This is a genomic window from Pseudomonas sp. KH_046_2 (assembly GCF_057838985.1).
The window spans coordinates 5,569,066-5,594,248 of sequence record NZ_CM174480.1; the positions used below are offsets into that span (position 1 = coordinate 5,569,066).

The following is a 25,183-nucleotide window of genomic DNA, read 5'->3' on the forward strand; positions in this document are numbered from 1 at the left end:
TCAGTGAACCGTGACCTGGCCAAGGGCTGCCTTTTGCTCAAGTGCCTGATGCTGCGGCGCATAAACCTGAGTGAAACGCACCGGCGGCAGGTTGAACTGCCCCTTTTGCGAGAAACGCACCAAATGCCGCAGGCGCAACTCGCCACTCAAGGCATCGATCGGAACGGCGTAAGCCATTTGCCCCGGTTCGAATCGCGCCTTCTCCAGCGATGTCGGTTCGGTGCCGGCCTTGCCCATGAGCTTGATGCCCCAAGTGGTGCGCTCGACATCGGCGCCCGGTGGCAGCGGCACTTCCAGCATGCCGTAGCGCAACGGTTTGGCGGCTTTGCTGGTGACGATCACTTCGTCGAGATAGAGGTTGTCGCTGGACAGCGGCGCGTTGCCGACCGCTTCAAGTTTGAAGGTGAAAGCCTCATCCCCCGGCACCAGTCGCGACAGGCGACGGGTGATGGTCACGGCCATCGGATCGACCGCCGGCTGCTGGCTGCGGTAGCTCAATGCAGCGCGCAGCGGACGCTCTTGCGCGCCGGTCAGCGTCAATACCGTCGGCACTGGCGCAGGCCCCTGCCACGTCCAATACATCTCACCAGAAACCCCGTACTGCTTCTTCCAGCCTTCACCCGGCGCCAACGCAATGGTGGGCGATGCCTGCTCGATGCTGCGTTGCAGCCAGGTCAACGCCAACGCCCGTTCCAAGGTCGATTGCTGTGGCAGCAAACGTTGCAGCAAGACCTGTGCGTGAGCCTGATCGAAGGGCTGCAGCGACAGGTTCAGCGCTTCGGCAAACGGCTGGGAACTGACCGCCAGACGTTGCTGCGCGTCGGCCAGTTGCCGATTGAACGCGTCCGGCAAAGCCACCTTCGCTTGCCTGACCAGCGATGCCGTCAGCACTCGTGCAGCAGCCAGCCCCAACGCGGAATCCGGATCGCTCATGACGAGGCTGTCTTCGCCGTCCTCCATCAGGTTCGCGGCAGTGCCCTCGCCCGCTTTCGCCAGGTCGTCCATCAAGCCACTGAGCAAGGTGTTGACCGGCAACTGCATCTGTCTGGCGAACGACAGGATCAGCGCCCGCTGCAACAGCGGCGTTTTCTTCGCCTGCTTGGCGTAGACCTCCAGCACCCGCTGCCAATGCTCCGGCGGCAGGCTCAGTTCCAGCACCTGGCTGGCGTGCCAGTCGGCGTAATAGGCGTAGGCGGTGAGGAAGGCATCCGGCTCGCCGTCCATGCCCCACCAGGTGAAGCTCGCCGAAGGGCCGGCCATTTGCACCAGTCGCAGGCGACTGTTTTGCATGATCAGGCGCAGGCGATCGCGGATCTGCGGATTCGCCGCCAGCGTCGGGTAGGCGATGCTCAACGGCAGCAGGCGGCTGGCTGTCTGCTCGACGCCACCGTAGGGGTAGCTCAACAGATCGTCGAGGGCAGAACGGAACAGCGCTTGCGGACTGTCGTCCAGGCGAAGGCGGATATCACTGGCGTCTGTCGGCAGCGTCAGCGGTGTATCGCCCTCACCCACATCAAGGCTCTGGGTTTGAGTCACCCGCCAGCCTTCACCAGTCGCGCTTAGGCGCACCGCCAGGGCGTCAGCAGTTTTGCCATCCTGCACCAGCTCGGCGCTCCACTCGCCGTTGGCCAGTTCAAAGGTCGGCAGCGGGATGTAGTTGATGCCGCTGTTGAGGGTCACAGGCACGCGCTGTTCGTTGCCGGCGTAATGGGTCACCAGTTCGGCCTTGAGCGGTTTCTCGGCCTGGCTGAAGGCGAACACACCGAGGTCCGGTTTGTCACCGGCGCGGAATCGGGTCGGACCGCTCCACTTCAGGTACAGAGGTTTTTCCGAGCGCACGAATTGCTTCTTCTGCCCGACCTGACCGCCATCGGCGATGGCCCTGGCGGTGATGCGCCAGCGGGTCAGAGAGTCCGGCATCTTGAAGGTGAAGCGGGTTTTGCCGTTGGCATCGGTCAGCAATTCAGGCTGCCACGCAGCGGTGTCGACGTCCTCGCGACGCGGTCGCTCCAGCACCTTCACGCCGCGTTCGCTGCGATTGGCTTTGCCCGGTGCACCGGGGCTGCCCGGCAAGGCGACGTCATAACTGATGAACGACAAACTGGCGCTGGTGCGCACGTTGTTGCGCCGTGGGTGATAGAAAAACTGGTCGATGCTCGGCGCTACTTCCGGTTGCAGGGCGTAGACCATTTCATCGACCACGCTGACCGTCAGGTGCGCGGGAATCGCTTTGCCGGCGAACTGGGTGGTCAGGTCCACCGAGACGGTTTCGCCCGGCTGATAGGTTTCTTTGTCGGTGGCAATGGCCACGTCGATCTGTGGCGTCACCACCTTGATGCCGGCATTCTGGAAACTGTACTGGCCGCCCTTGGTGTACAGCACCGAGAAGGTCAGGTTCGGCGCGAAGCCGTCCTTCACCGGGATGCGCGCGCGGTACTGGGTATCGCTGAGTTTTTCCATCTTCAGCCAGTCGCCGCCCTTGGACAGCAGCGCGGTGGCCTCGACCTTGTCGCGCTCCAGAGATAGCAGCGCATCGTTCACTGGCTCGGGGAAAGTGATCAGCGCCAGCGCTTCATCACCTGCGATGTACTCGGGCTTGTCGAGGACGATTTCCACGGTGCCGGGTACGGCTTTGACACCTTCGCCGGTAACCGAGTGGCCGGTGGCGCCGACCACCCGGCCATGATCATCCTTGAGCGTCAGGTTATAGGTGCCAGGCCGGTCGAAGGCCAAGGTGAAACCTTTGTCGGTTGTCGCGAGTTTGCCTTCGCCGGTGCTCTGGTCTTCCAGGCGTACCCAGCCGTAGCTGCCTGGCGTAACGGCGTCGACCTGCTCGCCTTCGCGGGCGTAGCTGAAGGCAACCTTGTCACCCACCGCGCTGAAGCGTTGAGGCGCGCTCAAGCGGAAATTCGCCGCGCCACGGTCGATGAGGATTTCCTTGGTGGTCTTGACCCGATACGCCGCACCGTCGCTGGCAAACACCGTAAGCATGTAGCGACTCGGTTTGTCCGCTGCCGGCAAGTCGAGGGACGCACTGCCCTTGGCGTCGGTGGTCAATTCGGTGCTGGTCAGCTCCACCGGAAATTGCCCGAGGTATTGCAGTTCGTTGTCGACCATCGACAGCTGTTGGGCGCGCAGGCTCAGGCTCAATTTCGCATTGGCCACCGGCCTGCCGTCCGGGTACAGCAGCACCAGGTTGCCCTTGACCGGTTCGCCAGTACGGTAATCCTGCTTGGCCAGATTGAGCGAAATCTCGAAGTGCGGTTTGATGTATTCAGCGACGCGAAAGGCGCTGCTGTAGGCCTGATCCTTGTAGTTGAAACGCAGTTCATATCCACCGGCCACAGCGTTGTCCGGCAACTGGAAACGACCTTGAGTGCCTGCCTTGGAATCGAGCTTCAGATCGAGGGATTGCAGCGCCGTGCCGGTCGCATCCAGCACGGTCACATTGACGTCGGCCGCGCTTGGCTGCACCGAGTCCCGCGCGTTCTTGAACTCCCGGCCGACGATTTTCAGCGACACCCAATCCCCCGGCCGATACAGCGGCCGGTCAGTGAAGGCATAGAGTTTGGTGTCGTAGATTTCGCTGTCGTAGTAGAAGTTTTCCGAGACGAACACGCCGCCCTCTTCGTCCTCGCCGATCACGAACGAACGCTCGGGGCTGACGTGTTTCAGGCGCAGCAATCCATCGGCGTCAGTAGCGCCACTGCTCATCACGCCGAGGCCATCGGTCCACAGCACATTGACCTTCGGCACCGAACTGCCTTCGTGTTTGCGCGCGGCCCACACCAGCAATTCGTCACCGGCAATCTTGCTCACCGCCACGGTGTTGGAGACGAACACCATGGTGGTCGCGCGGTACTTGCCGATCAGCGCTTCCACCAGATAAAGACCCGGTTTGAGATTGCCCAACGGGATGTACACGTTGCCCGGCGCGACGCTGACGAACTCGCTGGAAGAACCGGCCAGATTCACCCCCGCAGGTGGCTGGATCGGCTTGGCCTGCCACAACGGATAACGGAACTGGCTGACCACCGGCAAACCCGGTATCAGCGCGAATTGCGGCTGCGCATCGTAGGGCGTTGGCGCGGCCATCGCGTTGCCCATCTTCAGCTCCGGCACTTCCTCGGTGACTTGTTTACGCGACTCGTAGGAAAACGCCCGCTGCATCACCCGACGGGATTTGCGATACCAGTTGTCCCACAGGTAAGCGAGGGTGTTGGACAGGCCTTCGCCCTTGAACTGGCCATCACTGACCACCCGATGCAGATTCTTCTGGCGCTTGAGGAAATCCAGCGGCTTGTCGATGCGATACACCCGAATGTCGGCACCGCCGTAGGGCTCCATGCGAAACCGGCGATAGTCGCGGCCCGGTGCTTCGAGGCGCACCATCGCCTGTTCATCGCTGGCAAAGCTGCTGTCGGCCAGCAGGAAAAAACTCTCGCCGGCCACCGGCGCATAGCCGCTGGCCGGGACCGAGTCTTCGGCATTTACCGCCGAGAACGGCAGCACCAATACCAACAGCAGAGACAGAAAACGCAGCATGCGGGCACCGGTCATTGGGAAAGAAAATTCAGTCGATAGACGCCGATGAAGTTGGGGTTGGCTGCGTCGGGTATCCATCGGGTGTCCTTCCATGTCAAGAGTTGCTGCAGGCTTGCCGAACGCATGCCGTTGTCGGTGGGTGTGCTGGTGCCGGTGTGATAGGCGATGTAGCGGCCCATCCAGATCATCAGGTGCTGGTCGTCGCCCTGATCGAAAAACATCAGGTCGCCAGGGCGTGCTTGAGACACATCGCGGCTGACCAGATGGCTGTTGAACTGGATCAATTTGATCGCATTGACGTATGGCCCGACCTTGCCGCCGCCCTGCTGCCATTGCTGGGCAAGACCGCGCTGGGCATCGCTCAGTTGCAGTTCCGGTGGCAGGTAACGATTGGACAGGCCATTGCTGCGCAGCCATTTGTCGTCATGGACTTTCAGCGCTTCATTGGCAGCGAAGCGCACCAGTCCGGCACAGTCTTGCTGATACCACCGGGGACTCGGGCCCTGGCTTAGTTGCTCCTGGGCGATGCGCACGAACCAGGCACGGAAGACCTGGGATTGCTGTGGGTCGAGCGATGGTGCCTCGACAGCGTGGGCACCCGCGCTCAGCAACAACGCCAGAAGGCCGAGACGTCGGATCAACGCCGTCACAGCGCTTTCCACTCCAGCGGCAGCCATTGCCAGTGGCCGTCTGGCTCGCTGCCTTCGGGCAAGGTCAGCGCATATTTGCCGTAGCCGCCGAGTTTGCGCAGTTTCGGGATCAGGTAGGTTTGCGCGGCGTTGTAGAACACCGGTTCCATGTCCTGGGGCAGGCTATCGAGGGTTTCCTGTTGCATCAGTTGCGCCATGGAATCCGGGCCGAAATAGACCGGCATCAGCAGGTCTTTGGGCACCACATCGGCCATCGGCGGGAAGCGTTTGTCGAGGGTGCCGAGGGCCTTGTCGACGAGTTTGTCGTCGAGGGAAAACAGCAATGTTGAATCATGGCGGGCCAGGCTCACACGCATGAACGCCTTGCCGCTGATCGCCTCCGGATTCTCGGCGTCCTTGGTTTTGTACGGGCCGAAACTGGAACTGACTTGCCGCTGCCACTGATGGCTCTGCCCTTCCTGTTTCTCCACTACCGGGAAGGCGCCTTCTTTGACATTGCTCTCGTAGGCACCGACCATCGAGCCGAACAGCTTGCCCAGATCGCCATCGAGCGTGCCGCCATCCTCGTCGTTCAGACTGGCCACCAGCAACGGCGTGTACAGACGCGAATCAGCGTACCAGCAAAGCCCCGCCGCGCCGGCCATGTGTTCGGTCAACGCTTGTGCCACGCTATCTTCGGCACCGAGTTTCACCAGCAGCGGTTTCTGTTGTTCGGCAGCCAGCGGCAACGCCACGCAAGCGCTGGCGCCCATGGGCATGGCTTGCCAGATCGGTTTGAAATCGAAGTCCGGCTGATTCTCCAGTTCATCCATGGCAAGGAAGCTGTGCCAGCCCTTGTCGTCCATGTCGAAACGCAGGCCGGCGAAGTTCGGAATGAAGCGCTGATACCCCATGGCCAACACACTGGCATTGACCGACAGGCGTTGTTTCACCTCCGGCGCGCGCGGCGGCAGGCCGAAAGCTTCGGGAAACAGTTTGTCGCCATTGAGCAGCGCAGCAATGGCCGTGGTCGACACGCTGCCCGACTCTTCCGTTGCGCCGCTTTGCGGATCGTAGAGTTTCGCCGGGTTGGACAGCACCACCAATTTGTCGCCATGGGACGCGAACAGCAGCGCCTTGCTCGCGTTGTAACCGAGTTGATAGAGCGCCACGTCGTCGGTACCGACCTTCACGTCAGCGACCTTGCTCAGCTGCGAGTCGTCCAGCGCCACTTTGGCCAGCGGCTCCAGCACTTTGGCCAGCCCGCCGCGATCCATCACCAGCAGGAAATCCTTGAGCCGACCGTCCACCCCGCGCCACAGCGCTACGTCTGCAGGCTGATCGAACAGCTGCTCGATCAAGGTGTCCTGCAGTTTCAGGTCATGTTCGTAGATGATCCGCCGTAAGCTGCCGATCAAGCCCAGGCGATCGGCGTGAGTTTCGTAATAGAAGACGAAATCTTCGGTCAGGGTTTCCTTGAGGAACGGCACTGCCAGCAGATCCTTGGGCAACTGACTCAGGGAATGGGTTTCCAGCAGGCCATCCGGGCGGCTCATGCCCAGTTTGTCACTGGCCAACACAGGCGCCGGGGCCTTGGGCTTGTGCATGAACCACCCCAACCCGCCGGCCACGCCAATGACCAGGCATATCCCGATCAGCAGCGTCGGCCAATGCAGGGAAGGTTTGGCCGCTGGTGCGCCAGCGGCCGGAGTAACAGTGCTATCACTCATGTTCACAAAACCCGATGTTCATCCGTGGAGCGGGGATGCTTAGTAGTTGAAAGTCTTGACCAGCAGCAGGTCGCCGATTGCGCGCAGGGGCACGATGAACGTCTCGCGTTTTTCATCGACGGTGTTTTCGTTGAGCACCAGATTGATCTGCGAGGTAATCACCTCGTTCTGGTTACCGGACTCATCGAAGTTATAGCCGCCGCTGCCGAAGTTGCCCCAATAGTTCACGTAAACCAGATAAGTGCCACGCAGCGGAGCGGTCATGGTGAACATTTCCGGACCCGGGCCATCGACGCCGTCAGGGTCGAGGCCGCCGCCATTGGTCAAGGCCGGGTGCGCCCAGAAGGCATGCTGGCCATCGGGCGTGACAATATGCAGGTCGAGTTCGGCTTTCGGATCATCCCAACCCAGCACCACGCGAATCCGCGCCGGGGTGCGCAGGTTGTTGGCTTCATAGAATTGAACACGCTTGAGGGACTGGCCTTCGGCACTGCGCACTTCGACGCTGTTGGAACCGGCGCCAAACGCATACGGCCGGGCGAAACGCCCTTGCTCATCGGTATAGAGATTCAGCGGATTGCCGTTGACCGCCAAGGTGTGCGGCCCGCGCTGGGTGCCGAGGGCCTTGAGCCGGCCTTCGATCATCGTGCGATTGCGCTGCACGCCCCGATCAATCGGCGGCGTGGGATAGGCGACTTGCGGATTTTCGCTACGGTCCAGCAGACCGTTGTAACGCCAGCCGCCCACCGGTTCCGATAACTCGGCATTGGGCGCGGCCAGAATCACGGGCGCGATAACCAACCCGATCAGCAGCAAAAGAAATGAGCGCATGCGACGCCTCCTGCCATGCAGGACGAAACCTTGCGCCTGATCCTGGGCGCGTTACAGATATGAATACTGCGTTTCGTCTGAAAGACCTGTGACTGCCAGGTCGTATAGGGCTCGAAGGTTAGCCATTCGGATGTTTTTTAACAATCGAATGGCTCCGAAATTGCGGTGGGAATCACGGTAACGGGTGGACGGTGAGCCGAATACGCGCCATATTCGGCTCATTATATGAGCCGAATAGTCCGCCTAATCGGCTCACCCCTACTAGAGCATCAAGTTCATGACACCTCAATGGATATGGCAGCAGCCTGATTGGCCGGGGTTCACCTGGAATGCCGAACGCCTGGCGCCCTTGTTACGCGAGTGCGTTCAAGCACAAGGTCGGCTAATGGGCATGGCCAGTTCCGTGGGCAGTTCGCTGAGCGCGCAAAGTGAACTGGATGCATTGCTGCAAAACATCGTCACCTCATCGGCGATTGAAGGCGAACAGCTGAATGTCGGTTCAGTTCGTTCTTCATTGGCGCGGCGATTGGGGTTGGAGCTCAATGATGGCGACAACGTCAGCAAGCGCAGTGAAGGGCTCGCGCAATTAATGCTCGATGCTACCCAGCATTTTGCCGAGCCGCTGACACTTGAACGACTGCTGGATTGGCATGAGTGGCTGCTTCCAGAACAGGAAATCGGCTTGGCCGCGCAAAGCATTCGTGTAGGTGTTTTGCGCGGCGATGATCCAATGCAAGTGGTTTCCGGTCGTCTCGACAGACCGACCGTGCACTTCGAAGCACCGCCTCGCCTGGGCCTTGAGCGCCAACTCGATACCTTCCTCGAATGGTTTGAAACCAGCCGAAATCAGTCCGGGCTCGACCCTTTGCTGCGAGCTGGCATCGCACACTTCTGGTTTGTCACTCTCCACCCGTTTGACGACGGCAACGGTCGCCTGACCAGAACGATCACCGACCTTGCATTGGCTCAAGGCGAGGCTCAGGCGATCCGTTTTTATGCCATGTCGGCGAGTATTCTCGAGGATCGATCTGGCTATTACCGGGTGCTGGAAAACTGCCAGAAATCCAACACGGACATTACGGTTTGGCTCGAATGGTTCCTGCAAACTCTATTGCGCAGCCTGCAACAGGCCATGGCACGGATCGAATCCGTGCTGGGCAAAGCGCGCTTCTGGCAGGCGCACCGGGAGTCCGAGCTGTCGACCGAGCAGACCAAAATACTGAATCGCTTGCTGGACGGAGGGGAGCGTGGATTCGAAGGCGGGATCAGCGCGGCGCAGTATCAAGCCGTGGCGAAAGTCTCCAAAGCGACCGCGACCCGGCATCTGGCCGAACTGCTGGATAAGGATTGCCTGCAACGCCTGCCGGGTGGCGGGCGCAGTACTCGCTACCAGATCAAATATCCCGACCAAGCGCATCCTGAGCGCTGAAACCCTTGCACCAACCACTCCGCTCATTTGCCCATACCCCCCCTATCTGCTAGTGTCGCGCCGGTTTAACGTCAACCGGAAATCGCCGCCATGGCCCGCAAAAAAGCTGCACTGGATTTCGAACAGTCCCTCGCCGACCTGCAAACGCTGGTGGAGCGTCTGGAGAATGGCGAATTGTCGCTGGAGGACTCGCTGGCCGCTTTCGAGCAAGGCATCGGTCTGACCCGCGATTGCCAGGCGGCGCTGGCCCAGGCCGAGCAAAAGGTTCAAGTGCTGCTCGAGCGTGATGGCGAGTTGGCCGAGGAACCCTTCGACGCGGATCAGCCAGAATGATTGCAGCGTACTCGGCCACCAGCCAGGCCCGCGTCAATACGGCTCTGGAAACCCTGTTCACTGCACCGAGCCCCGAGCTGGCGCGGCTGTATGAAGCCATGCGCTACAGCGTGATGAATGGCGGCAAACGCGTGCGTCCACTGCTGGCCTACGCCGCGTGCGAAGCGTTGGGCGGCAAGGCCGAGCAAGCCAACGGCGCAGCCTGTGCGGTGGAGCTGATCCACGCCTATTCGCTGGTGCATGACGATTTGCCGGCCATGGACGATGACGATCTGCGTCGCGGCCAGCCCACCACCCACAAGAAATTCGACGAAGCCTGCGCGATCCTCGCTGGCGACGGCTTGCAGAGCCTGGCCTTCAGCGCCCTGCTTGACCCACGCCTGAGCACATTGAACGCCGAGATCCACCTGCAAATGGTCAGTGCCCTGGCGCTGGCGGCAGGCCCGGCGGGCATGGTCGGCGGTCAGGCCATCGACCTCGGTTCGGTCGGTCTGAAGCTCGATCAAAAAGCCCTGGAATACATGCACCGGCACAAGACCGGCGCGCTGATTGAGGTCAGCGTCAAGCTCGGCGCCCTGGCCAGCGGCCGTGCCGAGAAAGACGAACTCAAGTCCCTGCAGACTTATGCACAGGCCATCGGCCTGGCATTCCAGGTCCAGGACGACATTCTCGACGTCGAAAGCGATACCGCCACCCTCGGCAAACGCCAGGGCGCCGACATTGCCCGGGACAAACCGACCTACCCGGCCCTGCTCGGCCTCGACGCCGCCAAGGCCTATGCCCTGGAGCTGCGCGACCAGGCCCTGCACGCGCTGCGACCGTTTGACGCGGCGGCCGAGCCGTTGCGTGATCTGGCCCGGTATATCGTCGATCGCCGCAGCTGAAGGCGTATCCGCCAAAAAAGCCCAACGCGTGGGCAGGGGGCGATGCATCAGGTAAACTGCCGCATCTTTTATACCTATAACGATTCGCCTGATGCCCACGACGTTTCATGAGATTCCCCGCAAGCGCCCGACCACGCCCCTGCTCGACCGCGCGAACACGCCGGACGGCCTGCGCCGGTTAGGCGAAGCCGAGCTGGAAACCCTGGCCGATGAGTTGCGCCTGGAATTGCTCTACACGGTCGGCCAGACCGGTGGGCATTTCGGTGCCGGCCTGGGCGTGATCGAGCTGACCATCGCGCTGCATTACGTCTTCGACACCCCGGACGACCGGCTGGTGTGGGACGTGGGTCATCAGGCGTATCCACACAAGATCCTCACCGGTCGTCGCGAGCGCATGGGCACCCTGCGCCAGAAGGACGGCGTCGCTGCGTTCCCGCGCCGCTCCGAGAGCGAGTACGACACCTTTGGCGTCGGCCACTCCAGCACCTCGATCAGTGCCGCACTGGGCATGGCGATTGCCGCCCGCCTGCAAAACAGCGAGCGCAAGGCGATCGCGGTGATCGGCGACGGCGCGTTGACCGCGGGCATGGCGTTCGAGGCGCTGAACCATGCGCCGGAAGTGGACGCCAACATGCTGGTGATCCTCAACGACAACGACATGTCGATCTCGCGCAACGTCGGTGGCTTGTCGAACTACCTGGCGAAGATCCTATCCAGTCGCACCTACGCGAGCATGCGCGAAGGCAGCAAGAAAGTGCTGTCGCGTCTGCCCGGGGCCTGGGAAATCGCTCGCCGGACCGAAGAATATGCCAAAGGCATGCTGGTTCCCGGCACGCTGTTCGAAGAACTGGGCTGGAACTACATCGGCCCGATCGATGGCCACGACCTGCCGACCCTGATCGCCACCCTGCGCAACATGCGCGATCTGAAGGGCCCGCAGTTCCTGCACGTCGTCACCAAGAAAGGCAAAGGCTTCGCCCCGGCGGAAGTCGACCCGATCGGTTACCACGCCATCACCAAACTCGAACCCCTGGACGCCCCGGCCGCTGCGCCGAAAAAGGCCAGCGGGCCGAAGTACTCCGGCGTGTTCGGCGAATGGCTGTGCGACATGGCGGCTGCCGATCCGCGTCTGGTCGGGATTACCCCGGCGATGAAGGAAGGCTCGGACCTGGTTGCTTTCAGCGAACGTTTCCCGCTGCGCTACTTCGACGTCGCCATTGCCGAGCAGCACGCCGTTACCCTCGCGGCCGGCATGGCCTGCGAAGGCGCGAAGCCCGTGGTAGCCATCTATTCGACCTTCCTGCAGCGCGGCTACGACCAGTTGGTGCATGACGTCGCCGTGCAGAACCTCGACGTGCTGTTCGCCATCGACCGCGCAGGCCTGGTGGGCGAAGACGGTCCGACCCACGCCGGTAGCTTCGATTTGTCGTTCCTGCGCTGCATCCCCGGCATGCTGGTGATGACCCCGAGCGATGAAAACGAGCTGCGCAAGATGCTCACCACCGGCCACCTGTACGAAGGCCCGGCGGCCGTGCGCTACCCGCGCGGCAACGGCCCGAATGCGACCATCGAGAAAGACCTGGAACCGATCGAGATCGGCAAAGGCGTAGTCCGCCGCCAAGGCAGCAAAGTCGCCCTGCTGGTGTTCGGCGTGCAACTGGCCGAAGCCCTGAAAGTCGCCGAGACGCTGGACGCGACTGTGGTCGACATGCGTTTCGTCAAGCCGCTGGATGAAGCGCTGGTTCGCGAAATCGCCGGCAGCCACGAGCTGTTGGTGACCGTCGAGGAAAACGCAATCATGGGCGGCGCCGGTGGCGCGGTCAGCGAATTCCTCGCCCGCGAAAACATCCTCAAGTCGATGCTGCACCTGGGCTTGCCGGACATCTACGTCGAACACGCCAAGCCTGCGCAAATGCTGGCCGAGTGTGGCTTGGATGAAGCCGGGATCGAGGCTTCGATCCGCGAGCGCCTGCAACTGCTGAACATCTAAATCCCTGGATACATGCAACACCCTGTGGGAGCGAGCCTGCTCGCGATAGCGGACTGTCAGTCGACTCAAATGTTGACTGATACACCGTCATCGCGAGCAGGCTCGCTCCCACATTTGATTTGTGTGCACCACGAAACACCATCGGACTACCAATGAAGTTCTCCCGCCTCGCCCTGCCTCTGTTTCTGCTACCCACCGCCAACGCCTATGCCGACACCTTCGAACGCGACCAGGCCCTGAAGCTGCCCGACGTGTTGATCAGCGCCAACCGCCAGGTCGAAGCACGCAACGACAGCAGCGCCGCCAACACCGTATTCACCCGCGAAGACATCGATCGCCTGCAACCCGATAGCGTCACCGATCTGCTGCGTCGGGTGCCAGGCGTGCAGGTCTCGCAGGCCGGCGGGCGCGGCAGCCTTCCGGGTGTCTACATCCGCGGCACCCAGTCAGCCCAGAGCCTGGTGTTGGTGGACGGCCAGCGCATCGGCAGTTCGACCTCCGGCGACAGCAACCTGCAACACATCAACATCGAGCAGGTCGAGCGCGTGGAAGTGCTGCGCGGCTCCCGCTCGGTGATTTACGGCAGCGATGCGATTGGCGGGGTGATCCAGATCTTCACCCGCCGTGGTGGTGAACAAGGCCTGCAACCGCGCTTGCACACGGGTTTTGGCAGCAACCAGACCTGGGAACGCAGCCTTGGCCTGTCCGGTGGTGATGAGCGAACCCGCTTCAACCTCGGCGCCAGCCTCGACGAAACCGCCGGGATCAATCGCACCCACGAGTCGTACCCCAGCGACGGCGATCACGACGCCTACCGCAACAAATCCCTCAGCCTGAGCCTGAGTCACGCCCTGACGGAAGACATCGAAGTCGGCGCCAACATGCTTGATAACCGTGGCAAGAGCGAGTTCGACAATCCATTCGATTCAGTTCAACAGCAGCCCTACAATGAATTCGATGTGAGCAGTGTCAGCAGTTACGTCGACGCGCGCATCAATGAAGTATGGAAAACCCGTGTCGAATTCGGCCACAGCGAAAACCGCGAGAAAAACCTCGACAAGCTCAGTGACAAACGCAGCGCTTTCAACACCTACCGCGACTCGGTGAACTGGCAGAACGACCTGACGCTCAACGAGCGAAACAGCCTGATGCTGGGTGGTGACTGGTACGAAGACCGGATCAATAGCAGTACAGCGTTCGACGAAGACAGCCGCTGGAACCGCGCCGCGTTTATCCAGCATCGCTATCAGGCCGACAGTTTCTCCACGGAGTTGGGCCTGCGTCACGACGATAACCAGCAGTTCGGCAGCCAGAACACCTGGAGCGGCACCTTCACCCTGCCTCTAAACCCGGATAATGAAGTACTGCTGAGTTACAGCGAGGGCTTCCGTGCGCCGACGTTCAACGACTTGTATTACCCAAACTACAACAACCCCGACCTGAAGCCTGAAACCTCGAAAAGCTATGAACTGCAATGGCGCAGCCAATTAACCGAGAGCAGTCGCCTAGAAGCGTCGCTGTATCGCACAGATATTGAAGACGCAATCATCTACAGCTCCCGCCCGGAGAACGTTGCTTCCGCGAGAATCAACGGCTTCGAAGCAGCGCTGAAGCAAGAACTGTTCGGCTGGCAGAGCAACCTTGGCGTGGCGATCATCGACCCGCGCGACCGTGACTCAGGCCACACCCTGGCCCGTCGTGCGCGGCGCACCTTGAGCTGGGATCTGGACCGTCAGTTCGATCGCCTGGGCCTCGGCGCGAGTTGGCAAGCGGTCAGCAGCAGCTATGACGATCTGAACAATCAACAGCCGCTGGGTGGATATGCCTTGTTGGGATTGCGCAGCAGTTGGGAGCTCAATCGTGAAATCCAGCTGGAGCTGAAGGTCGACAACCTGCTGGACAAGGGTTACAGCCGGGCGTTGTACAGCTTCCAAGGTAGCCAGTATGGGTATCGCGAGGAAGGTCGGGCGTGGATGTTCGGGGTGACCTGGACGCCGGAGATCTAAAGCCAGATTCAAACATTTGTGGCGAGGGGGCTTGCCCCCGTTCGGTTGCGCAGCAACCGCAATCAGGCTGATGGGGATGTCTGATAAAACACCATTGCAGGACTTGGGGTCGCTTCGCAGCCCAACGGGGGCAAGCCCCCTCGCCACAGGTCAGCGGTCGGGCGCGATCAACTGGCACAGCTTTGCGGTGGCCTCGATCATCTGCCCACTCGGCCGCTCCAGCCCCTTGTCCGTCACCAATCGCAACTGTCCCTGTGCCACGGCCGCCACCTGCGGCCAGGCTTTCCACGCATCGAGCTGCGCCTGTTCGCTGGCCAGAATCACCTCGGGATTGTGCTGCAACACGGCTTCCACGCTGACTTGCGGTGCCGGCAGCTTCAGGTCGGCAAACACGTTTTTGGCACCGCAGACCTCCAGCGCATCGCTGATGATCTGCTCGCCGCCAACCGTGTACAGCGGCCGATCCCAGATCTGATAGAACACCCGCAATGGCTGATCCCGTCGATAGCGCTGACGCAATTCATCCAGCCGTTGGCGTAAATCGCCGGCCAATGAAGCTCCGCGTTTAGGCCGACCGAGCTGGGCGGCAATGGTCTCGATCTGTGCGGCGAGCTGGTTCAGGCTGTGGGGTTCGGCGACGTAGGTGGGAATATTCAGTCGCTTGAGCTGGTCACGCTGGGCCGGGCCGACACTACCGGGCCAGAGCAGCAACAGATCGGGCTTCAGGCTGAGCAAGCGCTCCATGTCCAGCTGGCCATAGCGGCCAACGGAGGGCAGGTCCTTGAGTTCGGCAGGCCGTTCACCGGCGTCCAGCACACCGACCAGAAGGTCGGCGGAGCCCAGTTCAACGACGATTTCAGAGAGCGACGGGGCGAGGCTGACAACCCGTTCGACCGCGAATGCCGAGCCGCTGGCGGCCAGCAGCAACACCGCCAGCCAGAACGCGCGCATCAACCGAGTTGACGCGGAATACGGTAGAGGTAGAACAGCACGGCAGTCGACAGTGCCAGCAGCATCAGCGGCACGGCTTCGAGACCGACGAACACCGCCAGGGCAGCGATCCAGGCCGGCAGGCCGGCGACCAGGAATGCCGTGCGCCGCTTGGCCGCCAGACTGATCCAGGCGGCAGGCTCTTCAGGGGTATCGAGGGCTTTCTGAGTGGCGATCAGCGCGTGTTTGTAGGCACCGAAAAACTTCAGGCTGACAAACATCGAGGCGACTCCGGCGATGAACAACGGCATCGCCAGCACCGGCAAAATGACTTCGCTCTGGCCGAACACCGCGTTGATCACAAAAAGCGGCAACAAGGCCAGTGCCAGATATTGCCACCAGTTGAAGGACAGTCGCCGCCGCACCTGACCGCGGGTCACGCCCGGTCTACCTCGCCCTGATGCTCATTGCCCATCATGTGGTCGAGCTTGCTGGCCTTGGTCGCCAGGTAGAGGCGGTTATGCGGGTTGTGGCCGGTGTGCAGCGGTACGCGCTCGGCGACCACGATACCCATATCGGTCAAGGCCTTGACCTTGCGCGGGTTGTTGGTCATCAGGCGCAGGGACTTCACGCCCATGTGCTCCAGCATCGGCAGGCACATGGCGTAGTCACGCTGGTCGGCGGCAAAGCCCAGGCGTTCGTTGGCTTCGACGGTATCGGCGCCACCGTCCTGCAGCTCATAGGCGCGGATTTTGTTGAGCAGACCAATGCCCCGGCCTTCCTGACGCAAGTAGAGCAACACGCCACGACCTTCACGGGCGATGGCCTGCAAGGCAGCTTCCAGTTGCGAGCCGCAGTCGCAACGTTGGCTAAACAGGGCATCGCCCGTCAAGCATTCGGAGTGCAACCGGCCGAGTACCGGGGCACCGTCATCGAACTCACCCAGGCTCAGCACAACGTGCTCGCGGCCGGTGGCTTCATCGAGAAAGCCATGCATGGTGAATTGCGCAAAAGGTGTTGGCAGCTTGCAAGCGGCGACAAAAGCGACAGGCACCGGTGTGCTCCTGATCTAAAAGTCTGAAGATTCGCAGAGCCGGCATTGTAACAGCAGGTTCCGGAGGACGCTTAGGCTGAATTATCGGCGATAACTATCAAAATGTTTGATATACGCCCCAGCACATTCCCTGTGGGAGCGAGCCTGCTCGCGATTGCGTGCTGTCAGCGACATCAATATTGACTGATACACCGCCATCGCGAGCAGGCTCGCTCCCACAGGGTTCTATGTCGGTCATCGGATCTGGAAAGCATTCGAATCAAACAGTCAGGCGAAAAACCACACCAGCCCTTGCATCGCCAACCAGGCGAACACCCCGGCCAGGACATCATCGAGCATGATGCCGACGCCGCCATGTACGTGCCGGTCAATCCAGCGGATCGGCCATGGCTTGAGAATGTCGAAGAAGCGGAACATCAGGAAACCCGCAAGCAACCACTGCCAGCCTTCCGGCACCAGCCACAGGGTGATCCACATCCCGACCATTTCGTCCCAGACGATGCCTTCATGGTCGTGTACCCGCAAATCGTCGGCCACTTTGCCGCACAGCCAGAAGCCGAACAGCATGGTGATGCCCAGCATCAGCCAGTAACCCCAGTCGGGCAGCATCTGCCACAATGGGATAAAAGGCAGCGCAACCAACGACCCCCAAGTGCCGGGCGCCTTTGGCAAGGTGCCCGAGCCGAAGCCGAACGCCAGGAAATGCCACGGATTACGCCAGACCGACGGCGGTACGAATTCCGCCGGGACCTGTTTGGGATGATCTGTCACGGTGACTCCCGAAAATGTTGATAACCCCGGGTTTTCGGGGTGATGTCTTTGCCATCGGCGTCCAGCAGCCTCACGCCCTGCCCCGTCACTACCTGCCCGATCACATGGATCGGCCAGCCGTCGGCCAGCAATAGCGGCAATTCGACGGACGGCAAGGTAAAGGCCAGGACGTAATCGTCGCCGCCGCTCAGGGCTGCAACCTGTGCGTCCGATTGACCGAGAAAGTCGATCAGGCTCTGCGACAGTGGTAATCGATCCCGCTCGACTTCGATACCGACCTTCGACGCCAGCGCGATATGCCCGCAATCAGCGAGCAGGCCGTCGGAGATATCCATTGCCGAAGTGGCCTTGCCCCGTAGCGCCTGACCCAAACCGAGCTGCGGTTGCGGCGACCAGTAATGCGCCAGCAAGGGCTCGGCAATGCGCGCTTCGGCTGTGCGCTGGCCAAGCACCAGGGGCAAGGCACCGGCGGCATTGCCCAGGTTGCCGCCGACACACAGCAGGTCGCCCGGTTGCGCACCGCTGCGGGTCAGCGCCAGACCGGCCGGCACGCGCCCGAACACGGTCATGGTCAGGCTCAACGGTCCGCGAGTGGTATCGCCGCCGACCAACGCGACGCCGCAACTTTGCGCCATCTGGTTCAAACCGCGGGCATAAGCTTGCAGCCAATCGGCGGTCACCGTCGGCAGGGTCAAAGCAAGGGTAAAGGCAACCGGGGTGGCGCCCATGGCGGCCAGGTCGCTGACGGCCACGGCCAGCGAGCGCTGACCGAGCAGAAACGGATCGCAGGGATCGGCGAAATGCACGCCGGCCACCAACGTATCGGTAGATATCGCCATCTGCTCCCCGGGGGGAACAGCCAGCAAGGCACAGTCATCGCCAATCCCGAGGGCAACGCCTTCGCCGCCCTGCGCACAAGGCGCGGCGGCGAAGAAATTGCGGATCAGCTCAAACTCACCCATTGCAGTTGCAAGCGCCGATCAGCGCTTGAACGCCTTGACTTCAGCTTCACGCAGGCGCGGGGCCAGCTTGTCGAGCACACCGTTGACGAACTTGTGGCCGTCGGTGGAACCGAAAACCTTGGCCAGTTCGATACCCTCGTTGATCACAACGCGGTACGGCACGTCGACGCGCTTGAGCAGTTCCCAGGTGGACAGGCGCAGAACGGCCAGTTCAACAGGGTCCAGCTCTTCGATGGTCAAGTCCAGGCAAGGCGTGAGCGCGGTGTCGATTTCGGTCTTGAACTGCGGAACCCCGTGGAGGATCTCGCGGAAGTACGCGCCGTCGACATCGCTGAAATCGTTATCGACCCGGAACTGCGCTTCGATTTCGTTCAGCGATTGCTTGGCCATGTGCCATTGGTACAGCGCCTGGGTCGCGAGCTGACGGGCTTCGCGACGCTTGACGCTTTTCGATGGCTTGCCGGCATCCGCAGGCTTTGGATCGCGCGGGTTGAAACGATCGCTTTCGTCGCTAATCACTTGGCCTCCAACTGCGCCAGCAGGCTGACCATTTCCAGAGCGGACAGGGCAGCTTCAGCACCTTTGTTACCGGCCTTGGTGCCGGAACGTTCGATGGCTTGCTCGATGGAATCAACGGTCAGGACGCCGAAAGCGACCGGAACGCCGAACTCCATGGACACCTGGGCCAGGCCCTTGGTGCACTCGCCAGCCACGTATTCGAAGTGCGGAGTGCCGCCACGAATGACCGCGCCCAGGGCGATGATTGCCGCGAATTCGCCTTTCTGGGCGACTTTCTGCGCAACCAGCGGAATTTCGAAGGCGCCAGGTGCGCGGATGATGGTGATGTCGCTTTCGCTCACGCCGTGGCGAACCAGGGCATCAACTGCACCGCTGACCAGGCTTTCAACGACGAAGCTGTTGAAGCGGCCCACTACCAAAGCGTAGCGGCCTTTAGGGGCGATGAAGGTACCTTCGATGGTCTTCAGGGTCATTCGTTAGATCTCTTAAAGAGCCGGGACGCGTCTCGTACGCGTCCCTCAGTGATATTTGAACCGCGAATTCAAGGCCGGAAACAACCGGTCATTATTCGGAGGGCACGTATTCTACAACTTCCAGATCGAAACCGGATATCGCATTAAATTTCATGGGTGCCGACATCAGGCGCATTTTGCGTACGCCAAGGTCGCGCAGGATCTGCGAACCGGCACCGACAGTGCTGTAGGTGGTCGGTTTTTTCACCGCGGCGTGATCGGCGGTTTCGCGGATATGCGCCAGCAACACGTCGCCATCGAGCGGGTGACCGAGCAACAGCACCACGCCGCTGCCGGCCTCGGCAACCTTGGCCATGGCGGCGCGCAGGCTCCAGCGGCCTGGTTGCTTGACCATCAGCAGGTCACGCAGTGGGTCCATGTTGTGCACGCGAACCAGGGTCGGTTCTTCGGCACACACGTTGCCCAGGGTCAGCGCCATGTGCACGTCGCCTTCCACCGAATCACGATAGGTCACCAGGTTGAATTGGCCCAGTTCGCTGTCCAGTGGCTGCTCGGCAATCCGCTGAACGGTACGTTCGTGGATCATCCGGTAGTGAATCAGGTCGGCGATGGTGCCGATCTTGATGTCGTGTTCGGCGGCAAAAGCTTCCAGTTCGGCGCGACGGGACATGGTGCCGTCGTCGTTCATCACTTCGCAGATCACGCCGCTCGGCTCGAAACCGGCCATGCGCGCCAGGTCGCACGCCGCTTCGGTGTGGCCGGCGCGGGCCAGGGTACCGCCGGCCTGGGCCATCAGCGGGAAGATGTGGCCCGGGCTAACGATGTCTTCAGCCTTGGCATCACGGGCGGCGGCAGCCTGCACGGTGCGCGCACGGTCGGCGGCGGAAATGCCGGTGGTCACACCGGTGGCCGCTTCGATCGATACGGTGAACTTGGTGCCGAAACCGGAACCATTGCGCGGCGCCATCAACGGCAGCTTGAGCAGTTCGCAGCGCTCGCGGCTCATCGGCATGCAGATCAGGCCACGGGCGTGCTTGGCCATGAAGTTGATGTGCTCGGGCTTGCAGCACTCGGCGGCCATGATCAGGTCGCCTTCGTTCTCGCGGTCTTCGTCATCCATGAGGATGACCATCTTGCCTTGGCGGATGTCTTCAACCAGTTCTTCGATGCTATTGAGCGCCACAAGGCACCCCCCTTCTTTCGAAATTTGAGCTCAGGATTTGAGGTAGCCGTTTTGGGCCAGAAAGCTTTCGGTAATGGTGCTGCCGGCAGTCGGCTCGGCGGCCTTGTCGCCCAGTAGCAGGCGCTCCAGATAACGGGCCAGCAAGTCCACTTCCAGATTCACCCGGCGACCCGGCTGATACGACGCCATGATGGTTTCGCTCAGGGTGTGGGGAATGATGGTCAGCAGGAACTCGGCGCCATCGACTGCGTTCACGGTCAGGCTGGTGCCGTCGACGGTGATCGAGCCTTTATGGGCGATGTACTTGGCCAGGTCCTTCGGCGCGCGGATGCGGAATTCCACGGCGCGCGCGTTCTCGGTACGGGCAACCACTTCGCCCACGCCGTCGACGTGACCGCTGACCAGATGCCCGCCGAGGCGAGTGGTCGGGGTCAGGGCTTTTTCCAGATTGACCGGGCTGCCGCTTTTCAAGTCGTTCATGGCGGTGCAGTCGAGGGTTTCGCGACTGACGTCCGCCGCAAAACCATTGCCTGGCAACTCGACGGCAGTCAGGCACACGCCGTTGACCGCGATGCTGTCGCCCAGTTTGACGTCGCTCAGGTCGAGCTTGCCGGTTTCGACGTGAACCCGCACATCACCGCCCTTTGGGGTCAATGCACGAATACTGCCGATGGATTCGATGATGCCGGTAAACATGAGGTTCTCCTCGAGAACAAAGCCAAAGCTTGCGCGATGGCCGGAAATTATACGCTTGCTGCTGGCAAAGGAATGGCGATGACTCGCCAGTCATCGCCAACGGCACGAATTTCAGTGATTTTGAGCTCGGGCGCATCCTTCATTTGCGCGAGCGGCCAGTCCAGCAGCGGCCGCGCCGAGGAACCCAGGAACTTGCCGGCAATGAAAATCTGGAACTCGTCCACCAGACCGAGTTGGGCAAAGGCACCGGCCAGCCGTGGGCCGGCCTCGACCAACACCTCGTTGACGCCACGGGCGGCGAGCTCAACCAGCAGCTGGCGCAGATCGACCTGCCCATCGTAGCCCGGCACGATCAGGCATTCCGGACCGTTGGCATATTGCTCTTCCACCGCCACGCAGGTCGCGACCAGCGCCGGGCCGGCCTTGAAGAACGGTGCATCCAGCGGTACCCGCAGACGACCGTCGACCAGCACCCGCAGCGGCAGGCGGCTCATGGCCAAGGCCGTTTGCTCTGCATCCAGCCCCAGCTCATCAGCGCGCACGGTCAGCCGCGCGTTGTCTGCCAGCACCGTATCGGCGCCGGTCAGTACCACACTGGCTTGCGCGCGCAGGCGCTGAACCGCCGAGCGCGCCGCCGGGCCGGTGATCCATTGGCTTTCGCCGCTTTCCATGGCCGTGCGCCCGTCCAGGCTCATGGCCAGCTTGACCCGCACGAACGGCAAGCCGTGTTCCATGCGTTTCAGAAAGCCTTGATTAAGCTTGCGCGCCTCGCCTTCCAGCACGCCGCTTTCGGCGGCGATACCGGCCTGGGCCAAACGTTGCAGACCACGACCGGCGACTTCCGGGTTCGGGTCCTGCATCGCCGCGACCACGCGGGCCACACCGGCATTGACCAGTGCATCGGCACAGGGCGGTGTGCGGCCGTGGTGGCTGCAAGGTTCAAGGGTCACGTAAGCGGTGGCGCCACGAGCCTGCTCACCGGCCGCGCGCAGGGCGTGGACTTCAGCATGGGGCTCGCCGGCGCGCTCATGCCAGCCTTCGCCGACAATCTGCCCGCCCTGCACGATCACGCAACCGACCCGCGGATTGGGGTGCGTCGTGTAATGCCCCTTGCGCGCCAGTTCCAGGGCACGGGCCATGAAATGAGCATCGAGGATGGCTTGTTCTGCGGGCGTGGTCATTCTTTCACCGGTTCACGGGCCAGGCGATCGATCTCTTCGCGGAACTCGTTGAGGTCCTGGAAGCGGCGATATACCGAAGCGAAGCGGATGTAGGCGACTTCGTCGAGCTTCTGCAGCTCGGCCATCACCAGTTCGCCGACCACGAGGGATTTGACCTCGCGCTCGCCCGTGGCACGCAGTTTGTGTTTGATGTGCACCAGCGACGATTCGAGGCGCTCGACACTCACCGGGCGCTTCTCCAGCGCGCGCTGCATGCCGGCGCGGAGTTTTTCTTCGTCGAACGGCTGGCGACTGCCGTCGGTTTTGATCAGGCGCGGCAACACCAGTTCAGCCGTCTCGAACGTCGTGAAGCGCTCGCCGCAGGCCAGGCATTCACGCCGGCGGCGCACCTGTTCGCCCTCGGCGACCAGACGCGAGTCGATGACCTTGGTGTCGTTGGCACCGCAGAAGGGACAGTGCATGGTGGCAGGCAACAAAAAAAGGGAGGGCCATGGTAGCGCATCCCGGTGGCAAGACAAGCCATAGGGTTTGCGGTATACAGACGGGATGATCAATTGATCCATGGATTTCATCTTTCCGGAGCTGCCAATGCCGTTACGACCGCTCGTTTTGCTCAGCCTTTTCAGCCTGTTGGTGGCCTGCAGCAGCGACGCACCCCAGCCCCAGCCGCCGACGCCGGGCCCAGCGCCGCAGCAAGCGCAGAAAAAAGCCAAAGAGGCAGCCAACCTTGGCCCGCTGCCCGCGTACCAGCGCGAATTGAGCGGTACCCTGCAAGGCGTGCCGGCGGGTGCCGAAGTCGAGTTGGCGCTGCTGGTGATCGACGAAAAAGACCGTCCGCAACAATTGCTCGCCAGTTCCAGCCTGATCGGCAACAACCAGGTGCTGCCGTTTCACCTGCGCTTCAATCCGGAAGCCTTCCCGGTCGGGGCCCGCGTTGAACTGCGAGGCCGCGCAAGTCAGTCCGGGCAGTTGATCCTGCACCTGCCGTCGCAGCTGATTACCCAGCCGACCACCCAGGCCCTGGGCCAACTGCAATTCGTCAAAGCCCCATGAATGCACCGCTCGACCTGCAACAGGCCTTGGCTGAATTGCTCGGTGACGCGCAACTGGTGGCCTGCCCGTTGCCTGCAACCGATTTAAAACTGTGGCTGATCGACGGCGACAACATGGACCGCGCCTTCAGCCCCGAAGAGACCCGGCGCATCCTGCATGAGCCTCCGTACTGGAGTTTCTGCTGGGCCAGCGGCCTGGCCGTGGCCCGCTATCTGGCCGAAAACCCGCATTGGGTCGAAGGCAAGCGCGTGCTGGATTTTGGTGCCGGTTCCGGGGTAGCGGGGATTGCCGCTGCCAAGGCCGGCGCGCTCGAAGTGCTGGCCTGCGACCTCGACCCGCTGGCGATTGCCGCGTGTCGGGCCAATGCCGAGCTCAATGACGTAGAGCTCAACTACTCGACGGATTTTTTCGCCGAGGCCGATCGCTTCGATCTGATCCTGGTGGCGGATGTGCTGTACGACCGGGCCAACCTGCCGCTGCTCGACCAGTTCCTCAGCCGCGGCCGAGAGGCGCTGGTGGCGGATTCCCGAGTACGGGATTTTCGTCATCCGTTGTACCGGCGCATAAAGATGCTGGAGGCGATGACCCTGCCGGATCTGGCCGAGCCCCACGAGTTTCGGCATGTGAGCCTCTACCACGCCGCCCGCGCCTGACCGTATAGTTGCCCCATTCACGCTTTTACGAGATCCCCCATGAGTCAGGAAACGCCGTACATCTTCGACGCCACGACTGCCGATTTCGACCAGTCGGTGATCGAGAACTCTTTCCACAAGCCTGTGCTGGTGGATTTCTGGGCCGAATGGTGCGCGCCCTGCAAAGTGCTGATGCCGATGTTGCAGAGCATTGCCGAGAGCTATCAGGGAGAGTTGCTGCTGGCCAAGGTCAACTGCGACCTCGAACAAGACATCGTCGCCCGCTTCGGCATCCGCAGCCTGCCGACCGTGGTGCTGTTCAAGGACGGTCAGCCTGTCGATGGCTTTGCCGGTGCCCAGCCGGAATCCGCCGTGCGCGCCCTGCTCGAGCCCCATGTGCAGATGCCGCCACCGGCCGCCGCCGATCCGTTCGAACAAGCCCAGGCGCTGTTCGATGACAGCCGTTTTGCCGATGCCGAAGCGCTGCTCAAAGTGATCCTGGGTGAAGACAACACCAACGCCAAGGCACTGATCCTCTACGCCCGCTGCCTGACCGAGCGCGGTGAACTGGGCGAAGCGCAAGCCGTGCTGGATGCGGTCAAGAGCGACGAGCACAAGGCCGCGCTGGCCGGCGCCAAGGCACAGATCAAGTTTCTCGGTTTGGCCAAGGACTTGCCGGATGCCGCCGACCTGAAGGCCCGGCTGGCAAAAGACCCGCTGGACGATGAGGCGGTCTATCAACTGGCGATCCAGCAACTGGCCCGTCAGCAGTACGACGCCGCGCTGGATGCATTACTGAAGTTGTTCATCCGTAACCGCAGCTACAGCGAAGGCTTGCCGCACAAGACCTTGCTGCAGGTGTTCGAGTTGCTGGGCAACGATCATCCGTTGGTGAGCACGTATCGCCGCAAGTTGTTTGCCGCGCTGTACTAAACCGTCTCGATCCAGCTGTAGAGCGGCGTATCCCCGCCGCTCAATACCTTCACGTCCGAACTATGGCGCAATCGCACCAGCAGGCGCTTGCCCGCCGCCGCACTGCCGGTCAGCCCTTCGAGTTGATCGAGCAGGTCCGGCCCGCTGAGCTGTCCTGCCTTGCGCAGCAAATCCCTGGCGATCTGCCACAGCGCATCATCCTGATTCAGCGGTTTCGCCGCTGGAATGCTGACCCCGGATTTTTCCACCTGCAACTGCGCCCCTAGCCGCGCCCAGTCCGCGTCGTCCATCTCCAGGGTCAAATCCACCGGCCAGTCGCCGATGCTTCCGCGAATTCGCAACATAGGTCTGCTCCCGCACATTTCATCCCTGCATGCTCCCATGGGACTTGTGCAACGCCAAGCAGGCAGTCAAACTCT

The 25,183-nt window shown here is 61.8% G+C and carries 24 protein-coding genes; 8 read left to right on the forward strand and 16 right to left on the reverse strand.

Features of this window, described 5'->3' with window-relative positions:
* Genes AC3IX1_RS25350 through AC3IX1_RS25365 form a run of 4 tightly spaced genes read right to left on the reverse strand, consistent with a single transcriptional unit; the run spans position 1 to position 7,735 of the window.
* Positions 1-4,560, reverse strand: coding sequence for an alpha-2-macroglobulin family protein (locus AC3IX1_RS25350; RefSeq protein WP_489386241.1), 4,560 nt, complete (start codon positions 4,558-4,560; stop codon positions 1-3).
* Positions 4,557-5,183: a DUF1175 domain-containing protein gene (locus AC3IX1_RS25355; protein WP_489388789.1), complete on the reverse strand. Its 627-nt coding sequence runs from the start codon at positions 5,181-5,183 to the stop codon at positions 4,557-4,559. The genes AC3IX1_RS25350 and AC3IX1_RS25355 overlap by 4 nt, the downstream gene beginning before the upstream one ends.
* A gap of 8 nt (positions 5,184-5,191) precedes the next feature.
* Positions 5,192-6,904: a DUF2138 domain-containing protein gene (locus AC3IX1_RS25360; protein WP_489386242.1), complete on the reverse strand. Its 1,713-nt coding sequence runs from the start codon at positions 6,902-6,904 to the stop codon at positions 5,192-5,194.
* Between the two features lie 39 nt (positions 6,905-6,943).
* The gene (locus tag AC3IX1_RS25365) at positions 6,944-7,735 is read right to left on the reverse strand and encodes a YfaP family protein (protein ID WP_489386243.1); all 792 of its coding nucleotides are present in this window, start codon (positions 7,733-7,735) and stop codon (positions 6,944-6,946) included.
* A 277-nt stretch (positions 7,736-8,012) separates the two neighbouring features.
* Between AC3IX1_RS25365 and AC3IX1_RS25370 the strand changes: the two genes are divergently transcribed.
* The 5 genes from AC3IX1_RS25370 (at position 8,013) to AC3IX1_RS25390 (ending at position 14,377) form a co-directional block, all read left to right on the forward strand.
* Positions 8,013-9,164, forward strand: a complete 1,152-nt coding sequence (locus tag AC3IX1_RS25370) for a Fic family protein (RefSeq protein WP_489386244.1) — start codon at positions 8,013-8,015, stop codon at positions 9,162-9,164.
* Between the two features lie 90 nt (positions 9,165-9,254).
* Positions 9,255-9,497 (forward strand): exodeoxyribonuclease VII small subunit, encoded by a 243-nt coding sequence (locus AC3IX1_RS25375; RefSeq protein WP_007970180.1) that lies wholly within the window; start codon positions 9,255-9,257, stop codon positions 9,495-9,497.
* Positions 9,494-10,381 carry a (2E,6E)-farnesyl diphosphate synthase gene (gene ispA / locus AC3IX1_RS25380; protein WP_489386245.1) on the forward strand — a complete coding sequence of 296 codons (888 nt, stop codon included), beginning with the start codon at positions 9,494-9,496 and terminating at the stop codon, positions 10,379-10,381. Before AC3IX1_RS25375 ends, ispA begins: the two co-directional genes overlap by 4 nt.
* Before the next feature lie 91 nt (positions 10,382-10,472).
* Positions 10,473-12,371, forward strand: coding sequence for a 1-deoxy-D-xylulose-5-phosphate synthase (gene dxs, locus AC3IX1_RS25385; protein ID WP_007994160.1), 1,899 nt, complete (start codon positions 10,473-10,475; stop codon positions 12,369-12,371).
* 152 nt (positions 12,372-12,523) lie between these two features.
* Positions 12,524-14,377: a TonB-dependent receptor domain-containing protein gene (locus AC3IX1_RS25390; protein ID WP_489386246.1), complete on the forward strand. Its 1,854-nt coding sequence runs from the start codon at positions 12,524-12,526 to the stop codon at positions 14,375-14,377.
* Between the two features lie 150 nt (positions 14,378-14,527).
* Here AC3IX1_RS25390 and AC3IX1_RS25395 read toward each other — a convergent pair whose 3' ends face one another.
* The 11 genes from AC3IX1_RS25395 to nrdR all read right to left on the reverse strand — a co-directional run bounded on the left by AC3IX1_RS25395 (position 14,528) and on the right by nrdR (position 22,607).
* The gene (locus AC3IX1_RS25395) at positions 14,528-15,328 is read right to left on the reverse strand and encodes a cobalamin-binding protein (protein ID WP_489386247.1); all 801 of its coding nucleotides are present in this window, start codon (positions 15,326-15,328) and stop codon (positions 14,528-14,530) included.
* Positions 15,328-15,747: an MFS transporter gene (locus tag AC3IX1_RS25400; RefSeq protein ID WP_489386248.1), complete on the reverse strand. Its 420-nt coding sequence runs from the start codon at positions 15,745-15,747 to the stop codon at positions 15,328-15,330. Before AC3IX1_RS25400 ends, AC3IX1_RS25395 begins: the two co-directional genes overlap by 1 nt.
* On the reverse strand, positions 15,744-16,361 hold the full coding sequence (gene ribA / locus AC3IX1_RS25405; protein WP_046041645.1) for a GTP cyclohydrolase II: 618 nt from the start codon (positions 16,359-16,361) through the stop codon (positions 15,744-15,746). The genes AC3IX1_RS25400 and ribA overlap by 4 nt, the downstream gene beginning before the upstream one ends.
* 267 nt (positions 16,362-16,628) lie before the next feature.
* Complete coding sequence (locus AC3IX1_RS25410; RefSeq protein ID WP_007970166.1) at positions 16,629-17,132, reverse strand: phosphatidylglycerophosphatase A family protein; 504 nt, start codon at positions 17,130-17,132, stop codon at positions 16,629-16,631.
* A complete protein-coding gene (thiL, locus tag AC3IX1_RS25415; RefSeq protein ID WP_489386249.1) occupies positions 17,129-18,094 on the reverse strand; it encodes a thiamine-phosphate kinase in 966 nt (321 codons plus the stop codon). The genes AC3IX1_RS25410 and thiL overlap by 4 nt, the downstream gene beginning before the upstream one ends.
* Before the next feature lie 18 nt (positions 18,095-18,112).
* Entirely contained in the window at positions 18,113-18,613 is a 501-nt protein-coding gene (nusB, locus tag AC3IX1_RS25420; RefSeq protein ID WP_003185935.1) for a transcription antitermination factor NusB, read from the reverse strand.
* Positions 18,610-19,086, reverse strand: coding sequence for a 6,7-dimethyl-8-ribityllumazine synthase (ribH, locus tag AC3IX1_RS25425; protein WP_003228649.1), 477 nt, complete (start codon positions 19,084-19,086; stop codon positions 18,610-18,612). The genes nusB and ribH overlap by 4 nt, the downstream gene beginning before the upstream one ends.
* Before the next feature lie 91 nt (positions 19,087-19,177).
* Positions 19,178-20,269: a bifunctional 3,4-dihydroxy-2-butanone-4-phosphate synthase/GTP cyclohydrolase II gene (ribBA, locus tag AC3IX1_RS25430; RefSeq protein WP_095941942.1), complete on the reverse strand. Its 1,092-nt coding sequence runs from the start codon at positions 20,267-20,269 to the stop codon at positions 19,178-19,180.
* A gap of 30 nt (positions 20,270-20,299) precedes the next feature.
* Complete coding sequence (locus AC3IX1_RS25435) at positions 20,300-20,965, reverse strand: riboflavin synthase (RefSeq protein ID WP_046815884.1); 666 nt, start codon at positions 20,963-20,965, stop codon at positions 20,300-20,302.
* A gap of 47 nt (positions 20,966-21,012) precedes the next feature.
* The gene (gene ribD / locus AC3IX1_RS25440; protein ID WP_489386250.1) at positions 21,013-22,146 is read right to left on the reverse strand and encodes a bifunctional diaminohydroxyphosphoribosylaminopyrimidine deaminase/5-amino-6-(5-phosphoribosylamino)uracil reductase RibD; all 1,134 of its coding nucleotides are present in this window, start codon (positions 22,144-22,146) and stop codon (positions 21,013-21,015) included.
* Positions 22,143-22,607 carry a transcriptional regulator NrdR gene (nrdR, locus tag AC3IX1_RS25445; RefSeq protein WP_003228656.1) on the reverse strand — a complete coding sequence of 155 codons (465 nt, stop codon included), beginning with the start codon at positions 22,605-22,607 and terminating at the stop codon, positions 22,143-22,145. The genes ribD and nrdR overlap by 4 nt, the downstream gene beginning before the upstream one ends.
* A gap of 127 nt (positions 22,608-22,734) precedes the next feature.
* On the opposite strand from nrdR, the gene AC3IX1_RS25450 reads away from it, so the two are divergent.
* Genes AC3IX1_RS25450 through trxA form a run of 3 tightly spaced genes read left to right on the forward strand, consistent with a single transcriptional unit; the run spans position 22,735 to position 24,764 of the window.
* Positions 22,735-23,199, forward strand: coding sequence for a hypothetical protein (locus tag AC3IX1_RS25450; RefSeq protein WP_489386251.1), 465 nt, complete (start codon positions 22,735-22,737; stop codon positions 23,197-23,199).
* Positions 23,196-23,852 carry a class I SAM-dependent methyltransferase gene (locus tag AC3IX1_RS25455; protein ID WP_489386252.1) on the forward strand — a complete coding sequence of 219 codons (657 nt, stop codon included), beginning with the start codon at positions 23,196-23,198 and terminating at the stop codon, positions 23,850-23,852. Before AC3IX1_RS25450 ends, AC3IX1_RS25455 begins: the two co-directional genes overlap by 4 nt.
* Before the next feature lie 39 nt (positions 23,853-23,891).
* On the forward strand, positions 23,892-24,764 hold the full coding sequence (trxA, locus tag AC3IX1_RS25460) for a thioredoxin (protein ID WP_007970158.1): 873 nt from the start codon (positions 23,892-23,894) through the stop codon (positions 24,762-24,764).
* Here the strand turns inward: trxA and AC3IX1_RS25465 are convergent.
* Positions 24,761-25,108, reverse strand: a complete 348-nt coding sequence (locus AC3IX1_RS25465) for a hypothetical protein (protein ID WP_489386253.1) — start codon at positions 25,106-25,108, stop codon at positions 24,761-24,763. The genes trxA and AC3IX1_RS25465 overlap by 4 nt on opposite strands.
* Positions 25,109-25,183 lie beyond the last annotated feature (75 nt).